Raw genomic sequence first — 21,842 nt, 5'->3', positions numbered from 1 at the left:
GCCGCAGCACGGCCCACCACCACAGCGCCCCCATCCCGAGCGCGGCCCCACGCACCCCCCAGCGCGCTATCCCCGCCATGACGGCCTCCTCCAGCCGACGCCCACGCAGCGCAGCCGTGTGACGGGCCGGGCGGGGGACAACCCCCCGCCCGGCCCGTCACACGCTCCGGGGTCCTGGAGCGGGAAAGGGCCCACGCCCTCTTCCGTCACCCGTTCTCGGCCTGGAACATCCAGTGGTGCTTCTCCAGGTCCGCCGTGATCCCGATGAAGATGTCCTGGCTCACGGGATCCGGCTCACCGGTCGACTCGACCCGCTCCCGCATCCGTGCGATCACCGCACCGAGCGCTTCGACGAGCGTGCCCACGGCGGTGATGTCATCGACCCACCCTTCGGGGGTCACCCCGATCCCGCTGCCGACGGCCACGGTGGCGGCCCGCCCGTCAGGGGAGATCCCGAGCGCCGCGGAGCGCTCGGCCACGGTGTCGGAGTACTTCCGCGCGGTGTCGACGACCTCGTCGAGCTGAAGATGCACGGAACGGAAGCGCGGCCCCACCACGTTCCAGTGGATCTGCTTCGCCACGAGGGCGAGATCCACCAGATCGACGAGGGCACCTTGCAGCGCCTCGGACACGGTCTTCAGGTTCGCGTCCGACAACGGGCTCTTCACGACGTACATCCGCACCTCCGAGGAATACCCCCGCCATCCCCTCAACGATGACCGCCGCACGCCACACCGGCAAACGCACAGAAATCAGACACCGCACGAGCAAGCGGGAGACAGGACTACACCGACCCGCGAACAAGCGAAAACCCCGGGCGGCACCCCTCCGGATCTCCCGGAGAGGCCCGGCCGGGGCCTCTGTCATGCCGTGTGAGCGCAGAGCCTCACGCGGCGACGACGTCCACTGCTTCGGCAGGCGCCTTGATGGTCACCCGTTCCGGTGGCACACCGGTCACCGAGACGGAGCCCAGCATCGGGCGAACCGCCGTGGGTACAGGCTCGCTGGGGGTGGCCGCAGCAGACTGGGCCAGCTCGGCGAGGGCGAGCTCGTCGCTCACTTCCCGCATGAGCTCGGACATCCGTACGTCCAGCGCGTCGCAGATGGCGGAGAGCAGCTCGGAGGAAGCCTCCTTCTGCCCCCGCTCCACCTCGGAGAGATAGCCGAGTGAGACTCGGGCGGACGAGGAGACTTCGCGCAGAGTACGGCCCTGGCGCTGGCGCTGCCGACGCAGCACGTCACCCAGCAGGCGACGGAGCAGAATCATCGGTGGCTCCCTCCTCGGACCGCGTAGCCGCATCCATTACGCCCCACCGTACCGCCTTGCGCCGCGGCCGTGCGGGGAGCGATGTCGTGTTCACTCAGGGCTGCAAACATCAAAACCCCCCGTTCCGTTCCGTATCCTGTGCCCGCTCATTCCCAGTCTGTTCGCCCGCAAGCTCCTTCAGGAGCAGTGCGAGTACGCTCCGTACACTCTCTCTACGAATTTCCGCGCGGTCGCCGTTCAACCGCAGAGCCTCCACTTTTCCGCCGCCGGCAGAACCGGAATCGGCTCCGACGGGCCCGTCCACGGCAACGAAGACCGTGCCGACGGCCTGTCCGTCCTGCGGATCGGGGCCGGCGACACCGGTGGTCGCGATGCCCCAGTCCGTGCCGAGCGCCTTGCGCACGCCCACGGCCATCTCGGCCGCGACCTGCGGATCCACTGCTCCGCGCGCCGCCAGCAGAGGGGCGTCGACCCCGAGCAGGTCATGCTTCAGGTCGGTGGCGTAGGCGGTCACGGAGCCCCGGAAGACCTTGGATGCCCCGGGGACGGATGTGATCTCCGCCGCAACGAGGCCACCGGTCAGCGACTCCGCGACGGCGAGCGTCTCGCCCTTCACCGTGAGTAGTCGCACCACGTCGGTGGCCGTGGAACTCACGCTTCCTTCTCCTCCAACGCGGCCTTGCGCTCGGCGATTCCCTGCCTGCGCAGCACAATGGCCTGTTTCACATAGTCGAGACCGGTCACCACGGTCAGCACGACCGCCGCGGCCATCACCCACCACCTCAGGGTGGCCAGCCACCCCGTCAGCGCCAGCACGTACATGCCCACGGCCACGCCCTGGGTGAGGGTCTTCAGCTTGCCTCCGCGGCTGGCGGGGATGACGCCGTACCGGATGACCAGGAAACGCAGCAGAGTGACGCCGAGTTCCCGGCCGAGGATGATGCCGGTCACCCACCAGGGCAGATCGCCGAGCGCGGACAGACAGATCAGCGCCGCCCCCATGATCGCCTTGTCGGCGATGGGGTCGGCGATCTTCCCGAAGTCCGTGACCAGGTTGTACGTGCGCGCCAGGTGACCGTCGAACAGGTCGGTGATCATGGCGATGGCGAACGCCGCCCAGGCCAGGGACCGCCACGCCGGGTCGTAGCCGCCGTCGGCGAGCATCAGTGCGACGAAGGCCGGTACGAGGACCAGCCGGAGCATGGTCAGGAGGTTGGCGATGTTCCAGACACTGGCCTGATTGACGGCGGCGGCAGCGATCTTCGCGCCCCGAGGGGTCTTCCCGTCGTCCTGCGCGTCCAGTCCGGCGTCCTCGCCGGGGACGGCCTCATCGGCAGCAGCCGCCCCGGAAGTCCCGCCATGCCGCCCGCCGGGCGGGGTGCCGGGCCCCGCTCCGGGCGCTCCGCCGTCGGCCGACCGCGCGGCCGCTGTTCCCGCGACCTTGCCTGGAGCCGCGGTGGACGCGGCAGCGGCCGCACCCGCCGCCGCCCTCCGCGCGCCGGAGGTGCCTCCCGCCGCGGATGCCGGGACACCGGTCATCTGCCCGCCTCCTCACTCCACGCAGGCGACGCGAACGAGCCCTGCAGCGGCTCGGCCACCAGGTCGACACCCTCCGTGCCGACCACCTTCGCCTCGACCATACGGCCGACCCGCAGCCCCGCGCCGCTCGTGAGCAGCACCTGGCCGTCCGTCTCGGGCGCCTGGTGCTCCGCACGGCCGTACACGCCCTCCTCGTCGACGGACTCGACGAGGACCCGCACGCTCTGGCCGACGCGCTCCTCGGCCCGCTGCGAGACGAGTTCCTCGGCCAGTCGCGAGATGTGGGCCAGCCGCTCGGCGACGACGTCCTCGTCGAGCTTGTCGTCGTAGGTCGCGGCCTCGGTGCCTTCCTCGTCGGAGTAGCCGAAGACGCCGATGGCGTCCAGCCGCGCGCCGTTCAGGAACCGCTCCAGCTCGGCGAGGTCGGCCTCGCTCTCGCCGGGGAAGCCGACGATGAAGTTGGAGCGCACACCGGCCTCGGGCGCCTTGCCGCGGATGGTGTCGAGCAGCTCCAGGAACCGGTCGGTGTCGCCGAAGCGGCGCATCGCGCGCAGCACGCCGGGCGCGGAGTGCTGGAAGGACAGGTCGAAGTAGGGAGCGATCTTCGGGGTCGAGGTGAGCACGTCGATGAGGCCGGGCCGCATCTCGGCCGGCTGGAGGTAGCTGACGCGCACCCGCTCGATGCCGTCGACCTCGGCGAGCTCGGGCAGCAGCGACTCCAGCAGGCGGATGTCGCCGAGGTCCTTGCCGTAGGAGGTGTTGTTCTCGGAGACCAGCATGATCTCCTTCACGCCCTGCTCGGCGAGCCAGCGCGTCTCGTTCAGCACGTCGCTCGGGCGACGGGAGATGAAGGAGCCGCGGAAGGAAGGGATGGCGCAGAAGGAGCAGCGGCGGTCGCAGCCGGAGGCGAGCTTCACGGAGGCGACCGGGGAGCCGTCGAGGCGGCGGCGCAGGGGTGCGCGCGGGCCGGAGGCCGGAGCGAGGCCCTCCGGAAGGTCCGCCGGCGCGACGGCGGGCTCGGCCGGGCCGTGTCCGGGCAGCGCGACGTCGGCCGCCGACTCCTGACGCTCCGCCGGGCTGATCGGCAGCAGCTTGCGCCGGTCGCGCGGGGTGTGGGCGGCGTGGATGCCGCCGTTGAGGATGGTCTGGAGGCGGTCCGAGATGTCCGAGTAGTCGTCGAATCCGAGCACGCCGTCGGCCTCGGGGAGGGCTTCGGCGAGTTCCTTGCCGTACCGCTCGGCCATGCAGCCCACCGCCACGACGGCCTGGGTTCTGCCGTGTCCCTTGAGGTCGTTGGCTTCCAGGAGGGCGTCGACGGAGTCCTTCTTGGCGGCTTCGACGAAGCCGCATGTGTTCACGACGGCGACATCGGCTTCCTCGGCGTCCTCCACGAGCTGCCAGCCGTCCGCCTCCAAACGGCCTGCGAGCTCCTCCGAGTCCACCTCGTTACGGGCGCAGCCAAGGGTGACCAGTGCGACGGTACGGCGTTCAGGCATGGGCTCAAGACTACTTCGTCCCGCTGACACCCCACGTCGACGGGGTTGGCCGTTTGCGGCCAACCCCGTATCAACTGGACGTTTCGGACCGGTCACCCGGCTTCGGGGTCACCCTTGGTGTACGTCAGGCGTTCGACGGCCCCCGGCTGGAAGTTCTCCTCGATCTTCTTGCCGTTGACGAAGAGGTCGATCGCTCCGGCGTCTCCGAGGACGAGCTGGACCTTCGAGCTGTCCTGGAAGGTCTTGGTGTCGCCCTGCTTGAGGACGCCGTCGAAGATCATCCGGCCGTTGTGGTCCTTGGCGGCGATCCAGCTGCGGCCGTCGGCGGCGGCCACCCGGACCGTCACCTTGTCCTGCGGCGCGGCCGCGATGGCGCTGTCGGACGGCTCGGGCTTGGGGTCGGCGGGCTTCTTGGTCTTGGTGGTCGGGGAGGCGGAGTCGCTGGGCGTGGCGCCCTCGGCCACGTTCGCCTCGTTGCCGCTGTCGTCGCCCTGGAACATCGTGAAGCCGACGAAACCGATCACGGCGACGATCGCCGCGACCATGGCCGCGGTCCAGTTGGGGCCGCGCCGCTCCGGACGGATGCGTTCCGCCTCGAAGAGGGGAGCTGCCGGGGTCGGTGCCGGGCGCCCGCCGTGTTCGTCGCCGTACTGGGCGATCAGCGGCTCGGGATCGAGGTGGACGGCCTTGGCCAGGGTCCGGATGTGCCCACGGGCGTAGACGTCCCCGCCGCAGGCGGAGAAGTCGTCCGCCTCGATGGCGTGCACGATGTTCATGCGGACCCGGGTGGCGCTACTGACGTCGTCGACGGTCAGCCCAGCGGCGATACGAGCCTGCTGCAGGGCACGGCCGATGGAGGGGCGGGCTTCCTCGCGGTCTGCTTCGACGTGCTCGTTTTCGAACGGACGCTCGTCTTCAGGGGAGTTGCCGATGGACACGGGGGCGCCTTTCGAGCGTGTAGCCGCCTGTGCTGGAAGTTCAGTCTAGGGGGGTACCAAAAGGGTGGGGCAACCGGGCGGTGTCACTTTGTACGCCATCGGAATGGCCCGACATTCCGATGGTGGGGTCGCTGGTTGTCGCTTCCCTCAACTTGACGTACGCCGAAGGGAAACGGTTGCTCGATGATCCCTTACGGGTGAGTCACGATCCGGACACCCGATTGCCGTAACGCGCCGCGAGACGATCACCGTGTCCCGCTTCCCTACCCTTCAGACTCCCCCCGGATCAGGGCGAGCACGCCATCCAGCTCATCAGGCTTCACAAGAACGTCACGAGCCTTCGAACCCTCGCTCGGTCCGACGATGTTCCGGGACTCCATCAGGTCCATCAGCCGGCCGGCCTTGGCGAAGCCGACGCGCAGCTTTCGCTGGAGCATGGACGTCGACCCGAACTGCGTGGAGACGACCAGCTCGGCCGCCTGGCACAGCAGGTCGAGGTCGTCGCCGATGTCCTCGTCGATCTCCTTCTTCTGCTTGGTGCCCACGACGACGTCGTCCCGGAAGACCGGCGTCATCTGGTCCTTGCAGTGCCGGACGACGCCCGCGATCTCCTCCTCGGTGACGAAGGCGCCCTGCATACGGGTGGGCTTGTTGGCCCCCATGGGCAGGAACAGCCCGTCGCCCTTGCCGATGAGCTTCTCAGCGCCTGGCTGGTCGAGGATGACCCGCGAGTCGGCCAGCGAGGACGTGGCGAACGCCAGCCGCGACGGAACGTTCGCCTTGATCAGACCGGTGACGACGTCCACCGACGGCCGCTGCGTGGCGAGCACCAGGTGGATGCCGGCCGCGCGCGCGAGCTGCGTGATCCGCACGATCGCGTCCTCGACGTCCCGCGGCGCGACCATCATCAGGTCGGCGAGCTCGTCGACGATGACCAGCAGGTAGGGGTACGGCTGGAGCTCGCGCTCGCTTCCCTCGGGCGGCTTGACCTTGCCCTCGCGCACGGCCCGGTTGAAGTCGTCGATGTGCCGGTAGCCGTAGGCCGCCAGGTCGTCGTAGCGCAGGTCCATCTCGCGGACGACCCACTGGAGTGCCTCGGCGGCCCGCTTGGGGTTGGTGATGATCGGTGTGATCAGGTGCGGGATGCCCTCGTACGCGGTCAGCTCGACCCGCTTGGGGTCGACCAGGATCATCCGCACGTCCTCGGGGGTCGCCCGCATCATGACCGAGGTGATCAGGCAGTTGATGCAGGACGACTTGCCGGAGCCGGTGGCGCCGGCGACCAGCATGTGCGGCATCTTCGCCAGCGAGTGCATGACGTAGCCGCCCTCGACGTCCTTGCCGAAGGCGACCAGCATCGGGTCGTCGTCCTCGGCGGACTCCGCGAGGCGCAGGACGTCGCCGAGGTTGACCATCTCCCGGTCGGTGTTGGGGATCTCGATGCCGACCGCGGACTTGCCCGGGATCGGGCTGATGATCCGCACGTCCGGGCTGGCGACGGCGTAGGCGATGTTCTTGGTCAGCGCGGTGATCCGCTCGACCTTCACGGCGGGGCCGAGCTCGACCTCGTAGCGCGTGACCGTCGGCCCGCGCGTGAAGCCGGTGACGCTGGCGTCCACCTTGAACTCGGTGAAGACCGTCGTCAGCGACTCGACGATGAGGTCGTTGGCGGCGCTGCGGGACTTGCCCGGGCCGCCGCGCTCCAGCAGGTCGAGCGCCGGAAGGGAGTACGTGATGTCCCCGGACAGCTGGAGCTGCTCCGCGCGCGCGGGCAGGTCGCGGGGCTCGGCGGGCGGGGACTTGGTGAGGTCGCGGACACCGGGCTTCGGCTTCGGGGATTCGGGCGCGTCCTGCTCGGGCCTGTCCTGCCTGAGCTTGTCCTGCTTGAGCTTCTCCTGCTGCGGCCGGGCGGAGGGGACGGGCGTCGGTGTGGTCGCCTCCTGGTCCCCCACCCGCACGCCCTGGGTGAGGTCGGCGACGACCGGGGACGGCGGCATGCCGTGCAGCACGGCACCGTCGAGGGCCGCCGCAGCCGCCGCCGCGACGTCCACGGCATCCCTGCGCCGGTCCATGTCGGGCTGCGGCACCGCCGAGCGGCGGGGGCGGCCACGGCGCCGGGTGAGCGCCTCCTCCTCGGCACTGTCCGGGTCGTACGCCTCGGGCGCCGGCGCCCGCCTGCCACGCGGGCGCGCGGGCAGCGCCTCGCGCCACTGCTCCTCGTAGCGCTCGTCGTCCTCGACGAAACCGAACTCGTCCTCGGCCGGGTCGCGCAGGATCCCGAGACGCACCCCGAGCAGCCGCAGCCGCTGCGGGATGGCGTTGACCGGCGTGGCCGTGACGACGAGCAGCCCGAACACCGTCAGCAGCACCAGCAGCGGGACGGCGAGCACGTCGCCCATGGCGTAAGACAGCGGCGTCGCCATGCCCCAGCCGATGAGGCCGCCGGCGTCCCTTATGGCCTGCATGCCGTCGCCGCGCGCGGGTGAGCCGCACGCGATGTGGACCTGGCCGAGCACGCCGATGACGAGCGCGGACAGACCGATGACGATGCGTCCGTTGGCCTCGGGCTTCTCCGGGTGGCGGATGAACCGCACACCGATGACGGCGAGCAGTATCGGCACGAGCAGGTCGAGCCGGCCGAAGGCGCCGGTCACCAGGATCTCGACGAGGTCGCCCACGGGGCCCTTGAGGTCGGCCCAGGTACCCGCGGCGACGATCAGTCCGATGCCGAGCAGGAGCAGGGCGACACCGTCCTTGCGGTGGGCCGGGTCGAGGTTCTTGGCGCCCTGCCCTATGCCGCGGAACACGGCGCCGACCGCGTGCGCCACGCCGAGCCACACGGCGCGCACCAGCCGGTAGATGCCACCGGTGGGGCTGGGTGCCGGTCTGGGCGCGACCTTCTTGGCCGCGGCCTTCCTGGCGGGCGCCTTCTTCGCGAGAGCCTTCTTGGCGGCGGCCTTCTTCGCCGGAGCCTTCGCGGCCGCCTTCTTCGGGGGCGGCGGCTTCTTGGCTGCGGAGGGACGTGAGGCCATGGGTGTGAGGTTACCGGTGGAGACGACAGGGGACACGCGTGTCCACGGCTTCACCCGTTCGTGTCGCTTCGGGAGAGGCACGAAACTGACACGCGCTCACGGACGGGCAATCCCGCCTGTGCGTGGGTCAGTTCTGCGAGGACACCGAAGACGCGCTCCCGGTGCCCGGCTCCAGCGCGTCCAGCGCCCGCCGCAACCCCGTGAGCTTGCGCTCCAGATGAGCCGCCGTGGCCACCGCGGCGGCGTCCGTCGACTCGTCGTTGAGCTGCTTGGTCAGCGCTTCGGCCTGCTCCTCGACGGCCGCGAGCCGCGCGGAGAGCTCCGCGAGCAGCCCGGCCGACTCCTTGGCCTCGCCGCCCGCGTCCTTGCCGTTGCCCTCCAACTGGAGCCGCAGCAGCGACGCCTGCTCCCGGAGCTGGCAGTTCTTCATGTACAGCTCGACGAAGACGGAGACCTTCGCGCGCAGCACCCACGGGTCGAACGGCTTGGAGATGTAGTCCACCGCGCCCGCCGCGTAACCCCGGAAGGTGTGATGCGGGCCGTGGTTGATCGCCGTGAGGAAGATGATCGGGATGTCCCGGGTCCGCTCGCGGCGCTTGATGTGCGCGGCCGTCTCGAAGCCGTCCATACCCGGCATCTGGACGTCCAGCAGGATGACCGCGAAGTCGTCCGTGAGCAGCGCTTTGAGCGCTTCCTCCCCGGACGATGCCCGCACCAGCGTCTGATCGAGCGCAGAGAGGATCGCCTCCAGCGCCAGCAGATTCTCCGGCCGGTCATCGACCAGGAGGATCTTGGCCTTCTGCACCATGGCCCGCCCTCCTCGCCCCGGCGTGGGGCCTCCCCTGTCCGCAGGACCTGTGGAAGCACCGGTGGGTGCCGCCCCAGGGGACGACTCCCTTGCGTCGCCCGTCCTTGTGCCGGTCATCGTAGCCGCACCCCGCCCGTCACCACACCCTGTCACCGTGATGTCACTGTGCACATAGCAGAAACGCAGCAGGAGACCAGAAGGTTCCCCAGATCTTGTACTTCTACACGACTATGCGCACACCGAGTCGGCACCTCCGCGTGAACACCGAACCTTCCCGTCATGGTCGCGCAACTGACCGACGTTCCCCTCATTCCCCTCGCATCCACTGATCCATCACCGCCAGCAGGTGATCGGGGTCGACCGGCTTGGTCACGTAGTCGGAAGCGCCCGATTCGATCGCCTTCTCACGGTCGCCCTTCATTGCCTTCGCGGTCAGAGCGATGATCGGCAGCCCGGCGAACTGCGGCATCCTGCGGATCGCCGTGGTCGTCGCGTACCCGTCCATCTCGGGCATCATGATGTCCATCAGCACGACCGCCACATCGTCGTGCTGCTCCAGGACCTCGATCCCCTCACGGCCGTTCTCGGCGTACAGCACGGACAGGCCGTGCTGCTCCAGGACGCTGGTCAGGGCGAAGACGTTGCGGATGTCGTCGTCCACGATCAGGACCTTCTGGCCGCCGAACCGGATGCCGCGGGTCGGCCGCGGCGCCGGCTGCTGCTCGGCGGGGGTCCACTGCTCCAGCTGCGCGGGCTGCGGCGGCAGCTCGGGCATCCTGCGGCGCCGCCGGAACAGGGCGGCGGGCCCGTTCTGCGTCTCGCGGTACGACGTCACCTCGGCCGGCGTCTCGACCTCCGCGTCCGCCGGCGCGGACGGGTCGGACTTCGACGCGACCAGGTCGCCGGCCTCCAGGCTGGGCAGCTGCTGCTGATAGCCCTGCGGCGGCAGTTCGCTCGGGTGCAGCGGCAGGTACAGCGTGAACGTCGAGCCACGGCTGGGCTCGCTCTGCGCGAAGATCTCACCGCCGAGGAGCTGCGCGATCTCCCGCGAGATGGACAGCCCGAGGCCCGTACCGCCGTACTTGCGGCTGGTGGTGCCGTCGGCCTGCTTGAACGCCTCGAAGATCACCCGCATCTTGCTGGACGCGATGCCGATCCCGGTGTCGGTCACGGAGAACGCGATCAGCTCGGCGTCCGGATCGGTCAGCGACCCGGTCTCCAGCAACTGCTCCCGGATCTTCTGCGGCACGTCGTCCCGCGCCGGCCTGATGACCAGCTCCACCGACCCCGAGTCGGTGAACTTCACCGCGTTCGACAGCAGGTTGCGCAGCACCTGCAGCAGCCGCTGCTCGTCGGTGTGCAGGGTCGCGGGCAGCTCCGGCGAGACCCGCACCGACAGGTCCAGGCCCTTCTCCGCGGTCAGCGGCCGGAAGGTGGCCTCCACGTAGTCCACGAGCTGGACGAGCGCGATCCGCGTCGGGGAGACGTCCATCTTGCCCGCCTCGACCTTCGACAGATCGAGGATGTCGTTGATGAGCTGGAGCAGGTCGGACCCGGCCCCGTGGATCGTCTCGGCGAACTCGACCTGCTTCGGGGAGAGGTTCCCCTCGGCGTTGTCGGCGAGCAGCTTGGCCAGGATCAGCAGCGAGTTGAGCGGCGTACGCAGCTCGTGCGACATGTTCGCCAGGAACTCGCTCTTGTAGCGCATCGACACCGCGAGCTGCTCGGCGCGCTCCTCCAGGACCTGCCGCGCCTCCTCGATCTCGGTGTTCTTCACCTCGATGTCGCGGTTCTGCTGGGCCAGCAGCTCTGCCTTCTCCTCCAGTTCGGCGTTGGACGCCTGGAGGGCCTTCTGCCGCTGCTCCAACTCGGCCGAGCGCTCCCGCAGTTGCTCGGTCAGCTCCTGCGACTGCGCCAGCAGCAGCTCGGTCTTGGTGTTGACGGAGATGGTGTTGACGCTCGTCGCGATCATCTCGGCGATCTGGTTGAGGAAGTCCTTCTGGATCTGCGTGAACGGCGTGAAGGACGCCAGCTCGATGACGCCGAGCACGCTGCCCTCGAACAGCACCGGCAGCACGATCACCTGCGCGGGCGGCGCCTCGCCGAGCCCCGAGGAGATCCTCAGATAGCCGCTAGGCGCGTTCTCCACCAGGATCGTGCGCTTCTCCTCGGCAGCCGTCCCGACCAGCGCCTCGCCCGGCTGGAACGACGTCGGCATGGAGCCCATCGAGTAGCCGTAACTGCCGAGCATGCGCAGCTCGTACTGGTCTTCGTCCGTGGCGCTCACGTCCTCGCCGTCGACGAGCGGCATCGCCACGAAGAACGCCCCGTGCTGCGCGGACACCACAGGCGTCAGCTCGCTCATGATCAGCGAGGCCACGTCCTCCAGATCGCGGCGGCCCTGCATCAGCGCCGAGATGCGGGCCAGGTTGCCCTTGAGCCAGTCCTGCTCCTTGTTGGCGATCGTGGTGTCGCGCAGGTTGGCGATCATCTTGTTGATGTAGTCCTGGAGCTCCTGGATCTCCCCGGACGCGTCCACGTCGATCTTCAGGTTCAGATCGCCACGGGTCACCGCCGTCGCCACGCGCGCGATGGCACGCACCTGCCGGGTCAGGTTCCCGGCCATCTCGTTCACCGACTCGGTCAGGTCCCGCCAGGTGCCGTCGACGTCACGCACGCGTGCCTGGCCGCCGAGCTGCCCCTCCGTGCCCACCTCGCGGGCGACCCGGGTGACCTCCTCCGCGAAGGACGACAGCTGGTCGACCATCGTGTTGATGGTCGTCTTCAGCTCCAGGATCTCGCCGCGCGCGTCGATGTCGATCTTCTTCGTCAGGTCACCCTTGGCGATGGCCGTGGTCACCATGGCGATGTTGCGCACCTGACCGGTCAGGTTGGACGCCATCTGGTTCACGGACTCGGTGAGGTCCTTCCACGTGCCGGCCACACCGGGCACGTGCGCCTGACCTCCGAGGATGCCGTCCGTGCCCACCTCACGGGCCACCTTGGTGACCTGCTCGGCGAACGAACTCAGCGTCTTCACCATCGTGTTGATGGTGTCGGCGAGCTGCGCGACCTCACCGCGCGCCTCGATCGTGACCTGCCGCGTCAGGTCACCGTTGGCGACCGCCGCCGAGACCTGGGAGATGTTCCGCACCTGAGTGGTGAGGTTCTTCGCCATCAGGTTGACGTTGTCGCTCAGGTCCTTCCAGATGCCCGTGACACCCGGCACGTGCGCCTGGCCGCCCAGGATGCCCTCGGTACCCACCTCACGGGCCACCCGGGTCACCTGCTCGGCGAAGGAGGACAGCTGGTCCACCATCGTGTTGACCGTCGTGACCAGCTCGAGGATCTCGCCCTTGGCGTCGACGGTGATCTTCTTCGACAGATCGCCCCGGGCCACCGCTGTCGTGACCTCGGCGATGTTGCGCACCTGAATGGTCAGGTTGTTCGCCATGCCGTTCACCGACTGGGTGAGGTCCTTCCAGGTGCCGGAGACGCCCTGCACCTCGGCCTGACCGCCCAGGATGCCTTCCGTACCCACCTCGCGGGCCACACGCGTGACCTCTTCGGCGAACGACGACAGCTGATCCACCATCGTGTTCAGGGTGTTCTTCAGCTCCAGGATCTCCCCGCGCGCGTCCACGGTGATCTTCTGGGACAGGTCACCCCGGGCCACCGCCGTCGCCACCTGGGCGATGTTGCGCACCTGACCGGTCAGGTTGGACGCCATGCCGTTCACGGAGTCCGTCAGGTCACGCCACACACCGGCCACGCCCGGCACCTGCGCCTGACCGCCCAGCCGGCCGTCCGTACCCACCTCGCGCGCGACCCGGGTCACCTGGTCGGCGAAGGCCGAGAGCTGGTCGACCATCGTGTTGATGGTGTTCTTCAGCTCCAGGATCTCGCCGCGCGCGTCGACGTCGATCTTCTGGGACAGGTCACCCCGGGCCACGGCCGTCGTCACCTGCGCGATGTTGCGCACCTGGGAAGTGAGGTTCCCGGCCATCGAGTTGACGGAGTCGGTGAGCTCCTTCCAGGTGCCCGAGACACCGTCCACCCGGGCCTGACCGCCCAGGCGGCCCTCCGTGCCCACGTCCCGGGCCATCCGCGTCACCTGGTCGGCGAAGCTCGACAGCTGGTCCACCATCGTGTTCACGGTGTTCTTCAGCTTGAGCATCTCGCCGGAGACGTCGACGGTGACCTTCTGCGAGAGGTCGCCGTTGGCCACCGCCGTCGTCACCTGGGCGATGTTCCTCACCTGACCGGTGAGGTTCCGGAACGCCGTGTTGACGGAGTCCGTCAGGTCCTTCCACGTTCCCGCCGCGCCGGGCACCTGCGCCTGGCCGCCCAGCTCACCCTCGACACCGATCTCCCGCGCCACACGCGTCACTTCGGCACCGAAGGCGGACAGCTGGTCCACCATCGTGTTGACGGTGTTCTTCAGCTCCAGCATCTCGCCGGCCACGTCGACCGTGACCTTCTGCGAGAGGTCGCCGTTGGCCACCGCCGTCGTCACCGCGGCGATGTCCCGCACCTGAGTGGTCAGATTCCGGAAGACCGTGTTCACCGAATCGGTGAGATCTTTCCACGTCCCCGCGGCGCCCGGCACGTTCGCCTGGCCGCCGAGACGTCCCTCGGCCCCGACCTCGTTGGCCACCCGCGTGACCTCGTCAGCGAAGATCCGCAGCGTCTCGGTCATCTGGTTGATCGTCTCGGCGAGCTGCGCGACCTCGCCCCGCGCCGGCACGGTCACCTTCCGCGACAGGTCACCGTTGGCGACCGCGGTCGTCACCTCCGCGATCCCGCGCACCTGGGCCGTGAGGTTCCCGGCCATGGTGTTCACCGAATCGGTGAGTTCCTTCCACACACCGTCGACCCCGGGCACCTGCGCCTGACCGCCCAGCGCGCCCTCCGTGCCCACCTCACGGGCCACCCGGGTCACCTCGGAGGAGAACGCCGACAGCTGGTCCACCATCGTGTTGACGGTGTTCTTCAGCTCCAGCATCTCGCCGGCCACCTGAACGGTGACCTTCCGGGACAGATCACCCTTGGCGACGGCCGTCGTCACCAGCGCGATGTCCCTCACCTGGGCAGTCAGCCGGTACGCCATCGTGTTGACGGAGTCCGTCAGGTCCCGCCACGAACCCGACATGCCCCGCACACGGGCCTGCCCGCCCAGCTTGCCCTCGGTGCCCACCTCACTGGCCACACGCGTGACCTCGTCGGTGAACGTCGACAGCTGGTCGACCAGGTTGTTGACGGTCCGCCCGACCTTGAGGAACTCACCCCGCAGCGGCTGGCTGTTGCCGTCCGGCACCTGCGTCCGCAGCTCCATCCGCGGCGACAGATCACCCTCCGCCACCGCGGACAGCACCCGGCCGACCTCGGAAACCGGCCGCACCAGGTCGTCCACCAGGGCGTTCGAGTTGTCGATCGCCGTCGCCCAGGAGCCCTCACAGGCACCCGTCTCCAACCGCTCGGTGAGCTTGCCCTCGCGGCCCACCATCCGCCGCACCCGCGACAGCTCACCCGTCAGATGCAGATTGCGGTCGGCCACCTCGTTGAAGACCGCCGCGATCTCGGCCATCACGCCGTCACCGGACACCGTCAGCCGCTTGCGGAAGTTCCCGTCCCGCATCGACACCAGGGCCGCCATCAGCCGGTTCAGGGCCGCCGTGTCCACCTCGGTCGTGCCACTACGCACCTTGCCCTGGTTGATCGGGGACTGTCCGCCTTTCGCGCGCGCCTTCTTGCCACGCGTCGCTGCGCCAGACTCCACTGTGTCCCTCCCGCAGGGGTCGACCGTCACTGCTGTGCTCGGGTACCACGCTCGGCGTACCAGTTACTACTGCGTATTCTCTGCCCTGCATACCAGGCCGTCTCCAGGGGGCTGCTGCCCAAGGTCGGCATCGGGCACACGGCCCGCCCGGACCTTCACAGGAAGCTTGCCCAGTGTTTCACCCTGGCCGAACCAGGCCATAACAGTTCGGCAGCTTCGCACATCGTCCGCACACCCTCCGGACGGAAACACTGCAGACCGGCATCCGCATGGACCGCGAAGGTAAGTAACCTTGCATCCGGCTGTCCAGCCGCGCCGGTCCGTCCGGCCTGGGCGGTGGCACGAAGACGAGCGGGCATCGGAGGGGCGGCCGCACACATGACCACCGGACTGATCCCGGGGGGACAGCCCCCGGACCCCCGGCCGACGGGCGCCCTGCCGCAACAGCGGTGCGAGCCGGTCGGCCACGCAGCCCAGCACGTCGAGAACCGGTCGAGGAGTTCTGTGATCACCGCGCGCGCGGCCGCCAGTTTCGAGCCCGTCGGCCGATCGGTCGCGAGCGCCCGCTCCTTCGTTCGAGACACCCTCCAGGGCTGGGGCTTCGCCGACATCGTCGATGACGCCGTCGTTCTCACCAGCGAACTCGTGACCAACGCCGTCGTCCACGCCGGCACCTCCGCCGACGTGCTGTGCCTGCGCAGCGACGAGGGCGCGCGCATCGAGGTGGCCGACCGCTACCCCGAACGCGAGATCCCCCTCCAGGGCACCGCCAGCAACATGGGCAACCCCGACCGCGAGGGCGGCCGGGGCCTCCAGTTGTGCGCGGCCCTCGCCGGCCGCTGGGGCGTCGAGTACACCCCCACCCACAAGACCGTCTGGTTCCAGCTGGACCTGCCCGCACGCGCGGTGGGCACCCGAGCGGCCGGACCGGCCCTCCCCTCAGAGCTCCTCCCCCTCGCCGACGGCCGGGTCCGCGTGGCCGTCATCCAGATCGACCGCACCGGCCACATCACCGCCTGGAACGAGGACGCCGAGGAACTCTTCGGCTACCCGGCCGAGCAGGTCACCGGCAAGCCCCTCCCCGACCTCGCCGCCTGGCCGCACACCCCCGGCACCAGCACCGGCATCGCCGAGGCCCTCCGCCTCTCCCGCTGGGAGGGCAGCTACGGCATCCGCACCGCCACCGGCCGCGTCACCCCCGTCTACGCCTCCCACCTGCGCGTCCGCGACACCGGCGGCGAACCGTCAACCGTCTGCCTCCTCGTACGGGACCACGAACGGGCCGTTCTGCAGACACCCCTGCGCGTCCCCGCCTCCGACACCTCCACCCGCTCCGAGGGGCAGAACACGGACCCCTTCGAGGTGTTCATCGGCTACCCCGCCCCGGACGACCTCGACGGCCTCCTCCAGCGCACGGTGGAGCGCGCCCGCGACATGCTCGACGGCGACTCGGCGTTCCTCCTGCTGGCGACCGACGACGAGACGGAGCTGGAGGTCCGTGCCTCCACGGGCCTGCCCTCGGCCCGCCAGCGCTTCGCACGCGTCCCCGTCGAGGCAGGCCCCGGCCGCTACGGTTCGGCCCGCATGCCGACCGTCCACGACGATCTGACGGCGGTCCCCGGCGCGGTACCGCTGCTGAACGGCACGGGCATGCGCTCGATCGTCACGGTCCCGCTGAAGGTGGAAGGCCGCCTCACCGGTTCCCTCGGCGTCGCCGCCGAGGCGCCCGGCAGATACTCCAACGAAGAGGCCCTGCGCCTCCAGTTCGCCGCCGACCGCATCGCACTCGCCGTCGAATCGGCCCGGCTCGGCGAACTGGAACGCCTGCGCCGCGGCTCCCTGAACTTCCTGGTGGAGGCCTCCGACCTGCTCGCAGGCACCCTCGACCGCGACCAGACCCTGGCCCTAATGGCCCAGATGACGGTCCCCACCCTCGCCACGTGGTGCGCCGTCTACACCATCGCCCACCAGGCCTCGGAGCCATACCTGTCGTACGTCCTGCACGAGGACGAGGAACTCATCGACGGCATCAAGTCCCTGCTGTCGAAGATCGCCCCGCCCGACCCGGTCCCCACCCCCGGAGCCCGCGTCTGGTCGGCCCCCGGCGAGATGGCCCACCAGGCGGCCCTGCGCAGCTCCATGCGCAGCCTCGGTCTCAGTGGCAGCCAGACCCGCCAGGTCACCCCCGGCATCGGCCCCACCCTGGCGACCGCCTCCGCCGTCGGTGGCGAGACCGTGGTCCTCCCGCTGGTCGCCCGCAACCGTGTCATCGGCATGCTCACCCTCGGCAAGCCCACCGACGAGCACTTCCGCCAGGAGATTCTGGAACTCGCCGAGGACCTCTCCCGCCGAGCGGCCCTGGCCCTGGACAACGCCCGCCTCTACTCGGAGCGCACGGCGATCAGCCAGGCCCTCCAGCGCAGCCTCCTGCCACCGGAGCTGCCGCTGATCGACGGCGTCGAAGTCGAGGTCATCTACCGCGCGGCCGGCGAGGGCAACGAGGTCGGCGGAGACTTCTACGACGTCTTCCCCATCCGCGACGGCGCCTACGGTTTCGCCATCGGCGACGTCTGCGGCACGGGCCCGAACGCGGCAGCGGTCACGGGCCTGGCCCGCCACGCCCTGCGCCTCCTGGCCCGCGAGGGCCTCAGCGGCCCGGCAGTCCTGGAGCGCCTCAACTCCGCGATCCTCGACGAAGGCGCCCGCAGCCGCTTCCTCACCCTCCTCTACGGCGAGATGCGCCCGCAGGAGGACGGCAGCGCGGAACTGAAGGTGGTCTGCGCCGGCCATCCGCTCCCGCTGCGCCTGCGTCAGGACGGCTCGGTCGAACCGGCCGCGGAGCCCCAGCCCCTCCTCGGCGTCATCGAGGACCTGGAGCTCTACGAGCAGACCGTCACCCTCGACCCGGGCGATGTCCTGCTGTGCGTCACGGACGGCGTCACCGAACGCCGGGAGGGCGCCCGGATGCTCGGCGACGACGGCCTCGCCGACGTCCTCACGACCTGCACGGGCCTCACGGCCGGGGCGGTCGCGGCCCGCATCATGCGTGCGGTGGAACGCTTCGCGTCGGACGCCCCTTCGGACGACATGGCGATCCTGGCGATGCGCGTCCCGGGTCTCCACAAGGACTAGGAGAACGCGAAAAGGCCCCACCCGTGAGGGTGGGGCCTTTTCGATGTGAGCCCCCAAGCGGAATCGAACCGCTGACCTTCTCCTTACCATGGAGACGCTCTACCGACTGAGCTATAGGGGCCTGTTGCTTTGTGAGGTCTCCCCCGCGGCAACGGAATAGATCATACCCCGAACAGACCCGTGCTCCCAACCACGTCAGAAGGCGGGCTGGAGAAGCCCTCCGAGGGCATTACAGGCGGACACGATCCGCTGCATGTCCCGCTTGGTCAAAGACGCGTCCACGGGCAGCGCGAGCGTCTCGTCCGAAGCCCGCTGGGTCTCCGGAAGCGAAACACACCGCCGGAATTCGGGCAGCCGGTGCACGGGCGTCTTCACCGGCACCCGGCACCCAACTCCCTTCGCACGCACGGCCCGCGCGAAGGCATCCCGATCGGGTCGCCCATTGCCCGGAACCCGCACGACGTACTGCTGATAGGTGTGCCCGTCACCGTCGTCCGGCGTCCGCACACCCCTCAGCTTCATGTCGAGATAGGCCGCGCGCTCCCGGCGCTGGGCTATCTCGTCGTACGGCGCCTCGGACTCTCCCTGTTCCAGCACCAGCAGTCCGTGCCGCTGACCCACGGCGTGCAGCCGCGCGATGTCGGCGAGCCGGCCGAAGCGGTGTACGACCACCACACCAGCGGTCCGCGAGCTGACCGCCGCTTCCACGGCAGCGGGGTCGAGGCAGTAGGTGGCGGGGTCTATGTCGGCGAACACCGGCAGAGCCCCGGCCATGGCCACGGCCTCGGCGACCTCGACGTTCCCGAAGGCCGGCACGACGACCTCGTCACCGAGTCCGACACCGGCGGCCCTGAGCATTGCAGCAGTACCCATGCTCTGGATGCTCGTTGCGCAACGTGAACTTCAAGTGACGCACAACAAAAAAGGGTTGGTCCCGAAACCGAAGTTTCGGGACCAACCCTTTCAATGATTGTTCGGCGGCGTCCTACTCTCCCACAGGGTCCCCCCTGCAGTACCATCGGCGCTGTAAGGCTTAGCTTCCGGGTTCGGAATGTAACCGGGCGTTTCCCCTACGCTATAACCACCGAAACACTATGAAACTGTCGAACAATGCCGCACCACACCATCAACGATGGCATGGGGCCGTTCGTGGTTTCAGAACCAACACAGTGGACGCGAGCAACTGAGGACAAGCCCTCGGCCTATTAGTACCGGTCAACTCCACACGTTACCGTGCTTCCATATCCGGCCTATCAACCCAGTCGTCTACTGGGAGCCTTACCCTCTCAAGGAGGTGGGAATACTCATCTCGAAGCAGGCTTCCCGCTTAGATGCTTTCAGCGGTTATCCCTCCCGAACGTAGCCAACCAGCCATGCCCTTGGCAGAACAACTGGCACACCAGAGGTTCGTCCGTCCCGGTCCTCTCGTACTAGGGACAGCCCTTCTCAATATTCCTACGCGCACAGCGGATAGGGACCGAACTGTCTCACGACGTTCTAAACCCAGCTCGCGTACCGCTTTAATGGGCGAACAGCCCAACCCTTGGGACCGACTCCAGCCCCAGGATGCGACGAGCCGACATCGAGGTGCCAAACCATCCCGTCGATATGGACTCTTGGGGAAGATCAGCCTGTTATCCCCGGGGTACCTTTTATCCGTTGAGCGACGGCGCTTCCACAAGCCACCGCCGGATCACTAGTCCCGACTTTCGTCCCTGCTCGACCCGTCGGTCTCACAGTCAAGCTCCCTTGTGCACTTACACTCAACACCTGATTGCCAACCAGGCTGAGGGAACCTTTGGGCGCCTCCGTTACTCTTTAGGAGGCAACCGCCCCAGTTAAACTACCCATCAGACACTGTCCCTGATCCGGATCACGGACCCAGGTTAGACATCCAGCACGACCAGACTGGTATTTCAACGACGACTCCCCCTGAACTGGCGTCCAGAGTTCACAGTCTCCCAGCTATCCTACACAAGCCGAACCGAACACCAATATCAAACTGTAGTAAAGGTCCCGGGGTCTTTCCGTCCTGCTGCGCGAAACGAGCATCTTTACTCGTAGTGCAATTTCACCGGGCCTATGGTTGAGACAGTCGAGAAGTCGTTACGCCATTCGTGCAGGTCGGAACTTACCCGACAAGGAATTTCGCTACCTTAGGATGGTTATAGTTACCACCGCCGTTTACTGGCGCTTAAGTTCTCAGCTTCGCCCCACCGAAATGGAGCTAACCGGTCCCCTTAACGTTCCAGCACCGGGCAGGCGTCAGTCCGTATACATCGCCTTACGGCTTCGCACGGACCTGTGTTTTTAGTAAACAGTCGCTTCTCGCTGGTCTCTGCGGCCACCCCCAGCTCGAACAGCAAGTGTTCTCACCAGGTGTGGCCCCCCTTCTCCCGAAGTTACGGGGGCATTTTGCCGAGTTCCTTAACCATAGTTCACCCGAACGCCTCGGTATTCTCTACCTGACCACCTGAGTCGGTTTAGGGTACGGGCCGCCATGAAACTCGCTAGAGGCTTTTCTCGACAGCATAGGATCATCCACTTCACCACAATCGGCTCGGCATCAGGTCTCAGCCTTATGTGATCCGGATTTGCCTGGATCACGGCCTACACCCTTACCCCGGGACAACCACCGCCCGGGATGGACTACCTTCCTGCGTCACCCCATCACTCACCTACTAACCGCTTGGTCCGGCGGCTCCACCACTTTCCTTTCCCCGAAGGGTCCGGAACGGCTTCACGGCCTTAGCATCACGATGCTCGATGTTTGACGCTTCACAGCGGGTACCGGAATATCAACCGGTTATCCATCGACTACGCCTGTCGGCCTCGCCTTAGGTCCCGACTTACCCTGGGCAGATCAGCTTGACCCAGGAACCCTTAGTCAATCGGCGCACACGTTTCTCACGTGTGTATCGCTACTCATGCCTGCATTCTCACTCGTGAACCGTCCACAACTCGCTTCCGCGGCTGCTTCACCCGGCACACGACGCTCCCCTACCCATCACGATCCCCGTTGGGGGTATATATCGCAATGACACGACTTCGGCGGTACGCTTGAGCCCCGCTACATTGTCGGCGCGGAATCACTAGACCAGTGAGCTATTACGCACTCTTTCAAGGGTGGCTGCTTCTAAGCCAACCTCCTGGTTGTCTCTGCGACTCCACATCCTTTCCCACTTAGCGTACGCTTAGGGGCCTTAGTCGATGCTCTGGGCTGTTTCCCTCTCGACCATGGAGCTTATCCCCCACAGTCTCACTGCCGCGCTCTCACTTACCGGCATTCGGAGTTTGGCTAAGGTCAGTAACCCGGTAGGGCCCATCGCCTATCCAGTGCTCTACCTCCGGCAAGAAACACACGACGCTGCACCTAAATGCATTTCGGGGAGAACCAGCTATCACGGAGTTTGATTGGCCTTTCACCCCTAACCACAGGTCATCCCCCAGGTTTTCAACCCTGGTGGGTTCGGTCCTCCACGAAGTCTTACCTCCGCTTCAACCTGCCCATGGCTAGATCACTCCGCTTCGGGTCTTGAGCGTGCTACTGAAACGCCCTATTCGGACTCGCTTTCGCTACGGCTTCCCCACACGGGTTAACCTCGCAACACACCGCAAACTCGCAGGCTCATTCTTCAAAAGGCACGCAGTCACGAGAATGAAGCAAGCTTCATTCCGACGCTCCCACGGCTTGTAGGCACACGGTTTCAGGTACTATTTCACTCCCCTCCCGGGGTACTTTTCACCATTCCCTCACGGTACTATCCGCTATCGGTCACCAGGGAATATTTAGGCTTAGCGGGTGGTCCCGCCAGATTCACACGGGATTTCTCGGGCCCCGTGCTACTTGG

At 67.7% G+C, this 21,842-nt stretch carries 11 protein-coding genes, 1 tRNA gene and 2 rRNA genes (1 of these 14 running past the window's edge); 1 reads left to right on the top strand and 13 read right to left on the bottom strand.

The features are described from left to right. Nucleotides 1-206: 206 nt before the first annotated feature. From QOL88_RS29215 to QOL88_RS29175, 9 genes are all read right to left on the bottom strand, one after another. Entirely contained in the window at nucleotides 207-677 is a 471-nt protein-coding gene (locus QOL88_RS29215; protein WP_097221272.1) for a Dps family protein, read from the bottom strand. Nucleotides 678-886: 209 nt separating this feature from the next. Beyond that, nucleotides 887-1,267: a helix-turn-helix domain-containing protein gene (locus tag QOL88_RS29210; protein ID WP_030853394.1), complete on the bottom strand. Its 381-nt coding sequence runs from the start codon at nucleotides 1,265-1,267 to the stop codon at nucleotides 887-889. A 109-nt stretch (nucleotides 1,268-1,376) separates the two neighbouring features. Continuing rightward, entirely contained in the window at nucleotides 1,377-1,922 is a 546-nt protein-coding gene (locus QOL88_RS29205; RefSeq protein WP_097221270.1) for a CinA family protein, read from the bottom strand. Continuing rightward, nucleotides 1,919-2,806, bottom strand: a complete 888-nt coding sequence (gene pgsA, locus QOL88_RS29200; RefSeq protein ID WP_097221268.1) for a CDP-diacylglycerol--glycerol-3-phosphate 3-phosphatidyltransferase — start codon at nucleotides 2,804-2,806, stop codon at nucleotides 1,919-1,921. Before pgsA ends, QOL88_RS29205 begins: the two co-directional genes overlap by 4 nt. Beyond that, nucleotides 2,803-4,302 (bottom strand): 30S ribosomal protein S12 methylthiotransferase RimO, encoded by a 1,500-nt coding sequence (rimO, locus tag QOL88_RS29195; protein ID WP_097221266.1) that lies wholly within the window; start codon nucleotides 4,300-4,302, stop codon nucleotides 2,803-2,805. The genes pgsA and rimO overlap by 4 nt, the downstream gene beginning before the upstream one ends. Nucleotides 4,303-4,394: 92 nt before the next feature. Further along, complete coding sequence (locus tag QOL88_RS29190; RefSeq protein ID WP_097221265.1) at nucleotides 4,395-5,240, bottom strand: helix-turn-helix domain-containing protein; 846 nt, start codon at nucleotides 5,238-5,240, stop codon at nucleotides 4,395-4,397. Nucleotides 5,241-5,503: 263 nt separating this feature from the next. Continuing rightward, a complete protein-coding gene (locus QOL88_RS29185; protein ID WP_179878993.1) occupies nucleotides 5,504-8,272 on the bottom strand; it encodes a DNA translocase FtsK in 2,769 nt (922 codons plus the stop codon). Between the two features lie 127 nt (nucleotides 8,273-8,399). Beyond that, nucleotides 8,400-9,080 carry a response regulator gene (locus QOL88_RS29180; protein WP_097221262.1) on the bottom strand — a complete coding sequence of 227 codons (681 nt, stop codon included), beginning with the start codon at nucleotides 9,078-9,080 and terminating at the stop codon, nucleotides 8,400-8,402. A 307-nt stretch (nucleotides 9,081-9,387) separates the two neighbouring features. Continuing rightward, nucleotides 9,388-14,859 carry a HAMP domain-containing protein gene (locus QOL88_RS29175; RefSeq protein WP_097221260.1) on the bottom strand — a complete coding sequence of 1,824 codons (5,472 nt, stop codon included), beginning with the start codon at nucleotides 14,857-14,859 and terminating at the stop codon, nucleotides 9,388-9,390. Between the two features lie 378 nt (nucleotides 14,860-15,237). Between QOL88_RS29175 and QOL88_RS29170 the strand changes: the two genes are divergently transcribed. Continuing rightward, nucleotides 15,238-17,991 carry a SpoIIE family protein phosphatase gene (locus QOL88_RS29170; protein WP_097221257.1) on the top strand — a complete coding sequence of 918 codons (2,754 nt, stop codon included), beginning with the start codon at nucleotides 15,238-15,240 and terminating at the stop codon, nucleotides 17,989-17,991. 48 nt (nucleotides 17,992-18,039) lie between these two features. Here QOL88_RS29170 and QOL88_RS29165 read toward each other — a convergent pair. The 4 genes from QOL88_RS29165 to QOL88_RS29150 all read right to left on the bottom strand — a co-directional run. Further along, nucleotides 18,040-18,112: transfer RNA gene (locus tag QOL88_RS29165), tRNA-Thr, on the bottom strand. Between the two features lie 74 nt (nucleotides 18,113-18,186). Beyond that, nucleotides 18,187-18,849, bottom strand: a complete 663-nt coding sequence (locus tag QOL88_RS29160) for a DegT/DnrJ/EryC1/StrS family aminotransferase (RefSeq protein WP_097221255.1) — start codon at nucleotides 18,847-18,849, stop codon at nucleotides 18,187-18,189. A 114-nt stretch (nucleotides 18,850-18,963) separates the two neighbouring features. Beyond that, nucleotides 18,964-19,080, bottom strand: a 5S ribosomal RNA gene (gene rrf, locus QOL88_RS29155). A gap of 96 nt (nucleotides 19,081-19,176) precedes the next feature. Beyond that, nucleotides 19,177-21,842 (bottom strand): 23S ribosomal RNA (locus QOL88_RS29150); it runs 455 nt beyond the window's last position.

The organism is Streptomyces sp. Ag82_O1-12, assembly GCF_900182715.1.
GTDB classification, from domain to species: domain Bacteria; phylum Actinomycetota; class Actinomycetes; order Streptomycetales; family Streptomycetaceae; genus Streptomyces; species Streptomyces massasporeus.
The sequence above is the reverse complement of the archived record's forward strand: the minus strand, read 5'-3'. Positions and strand labels throughout refer to the sequence as shown.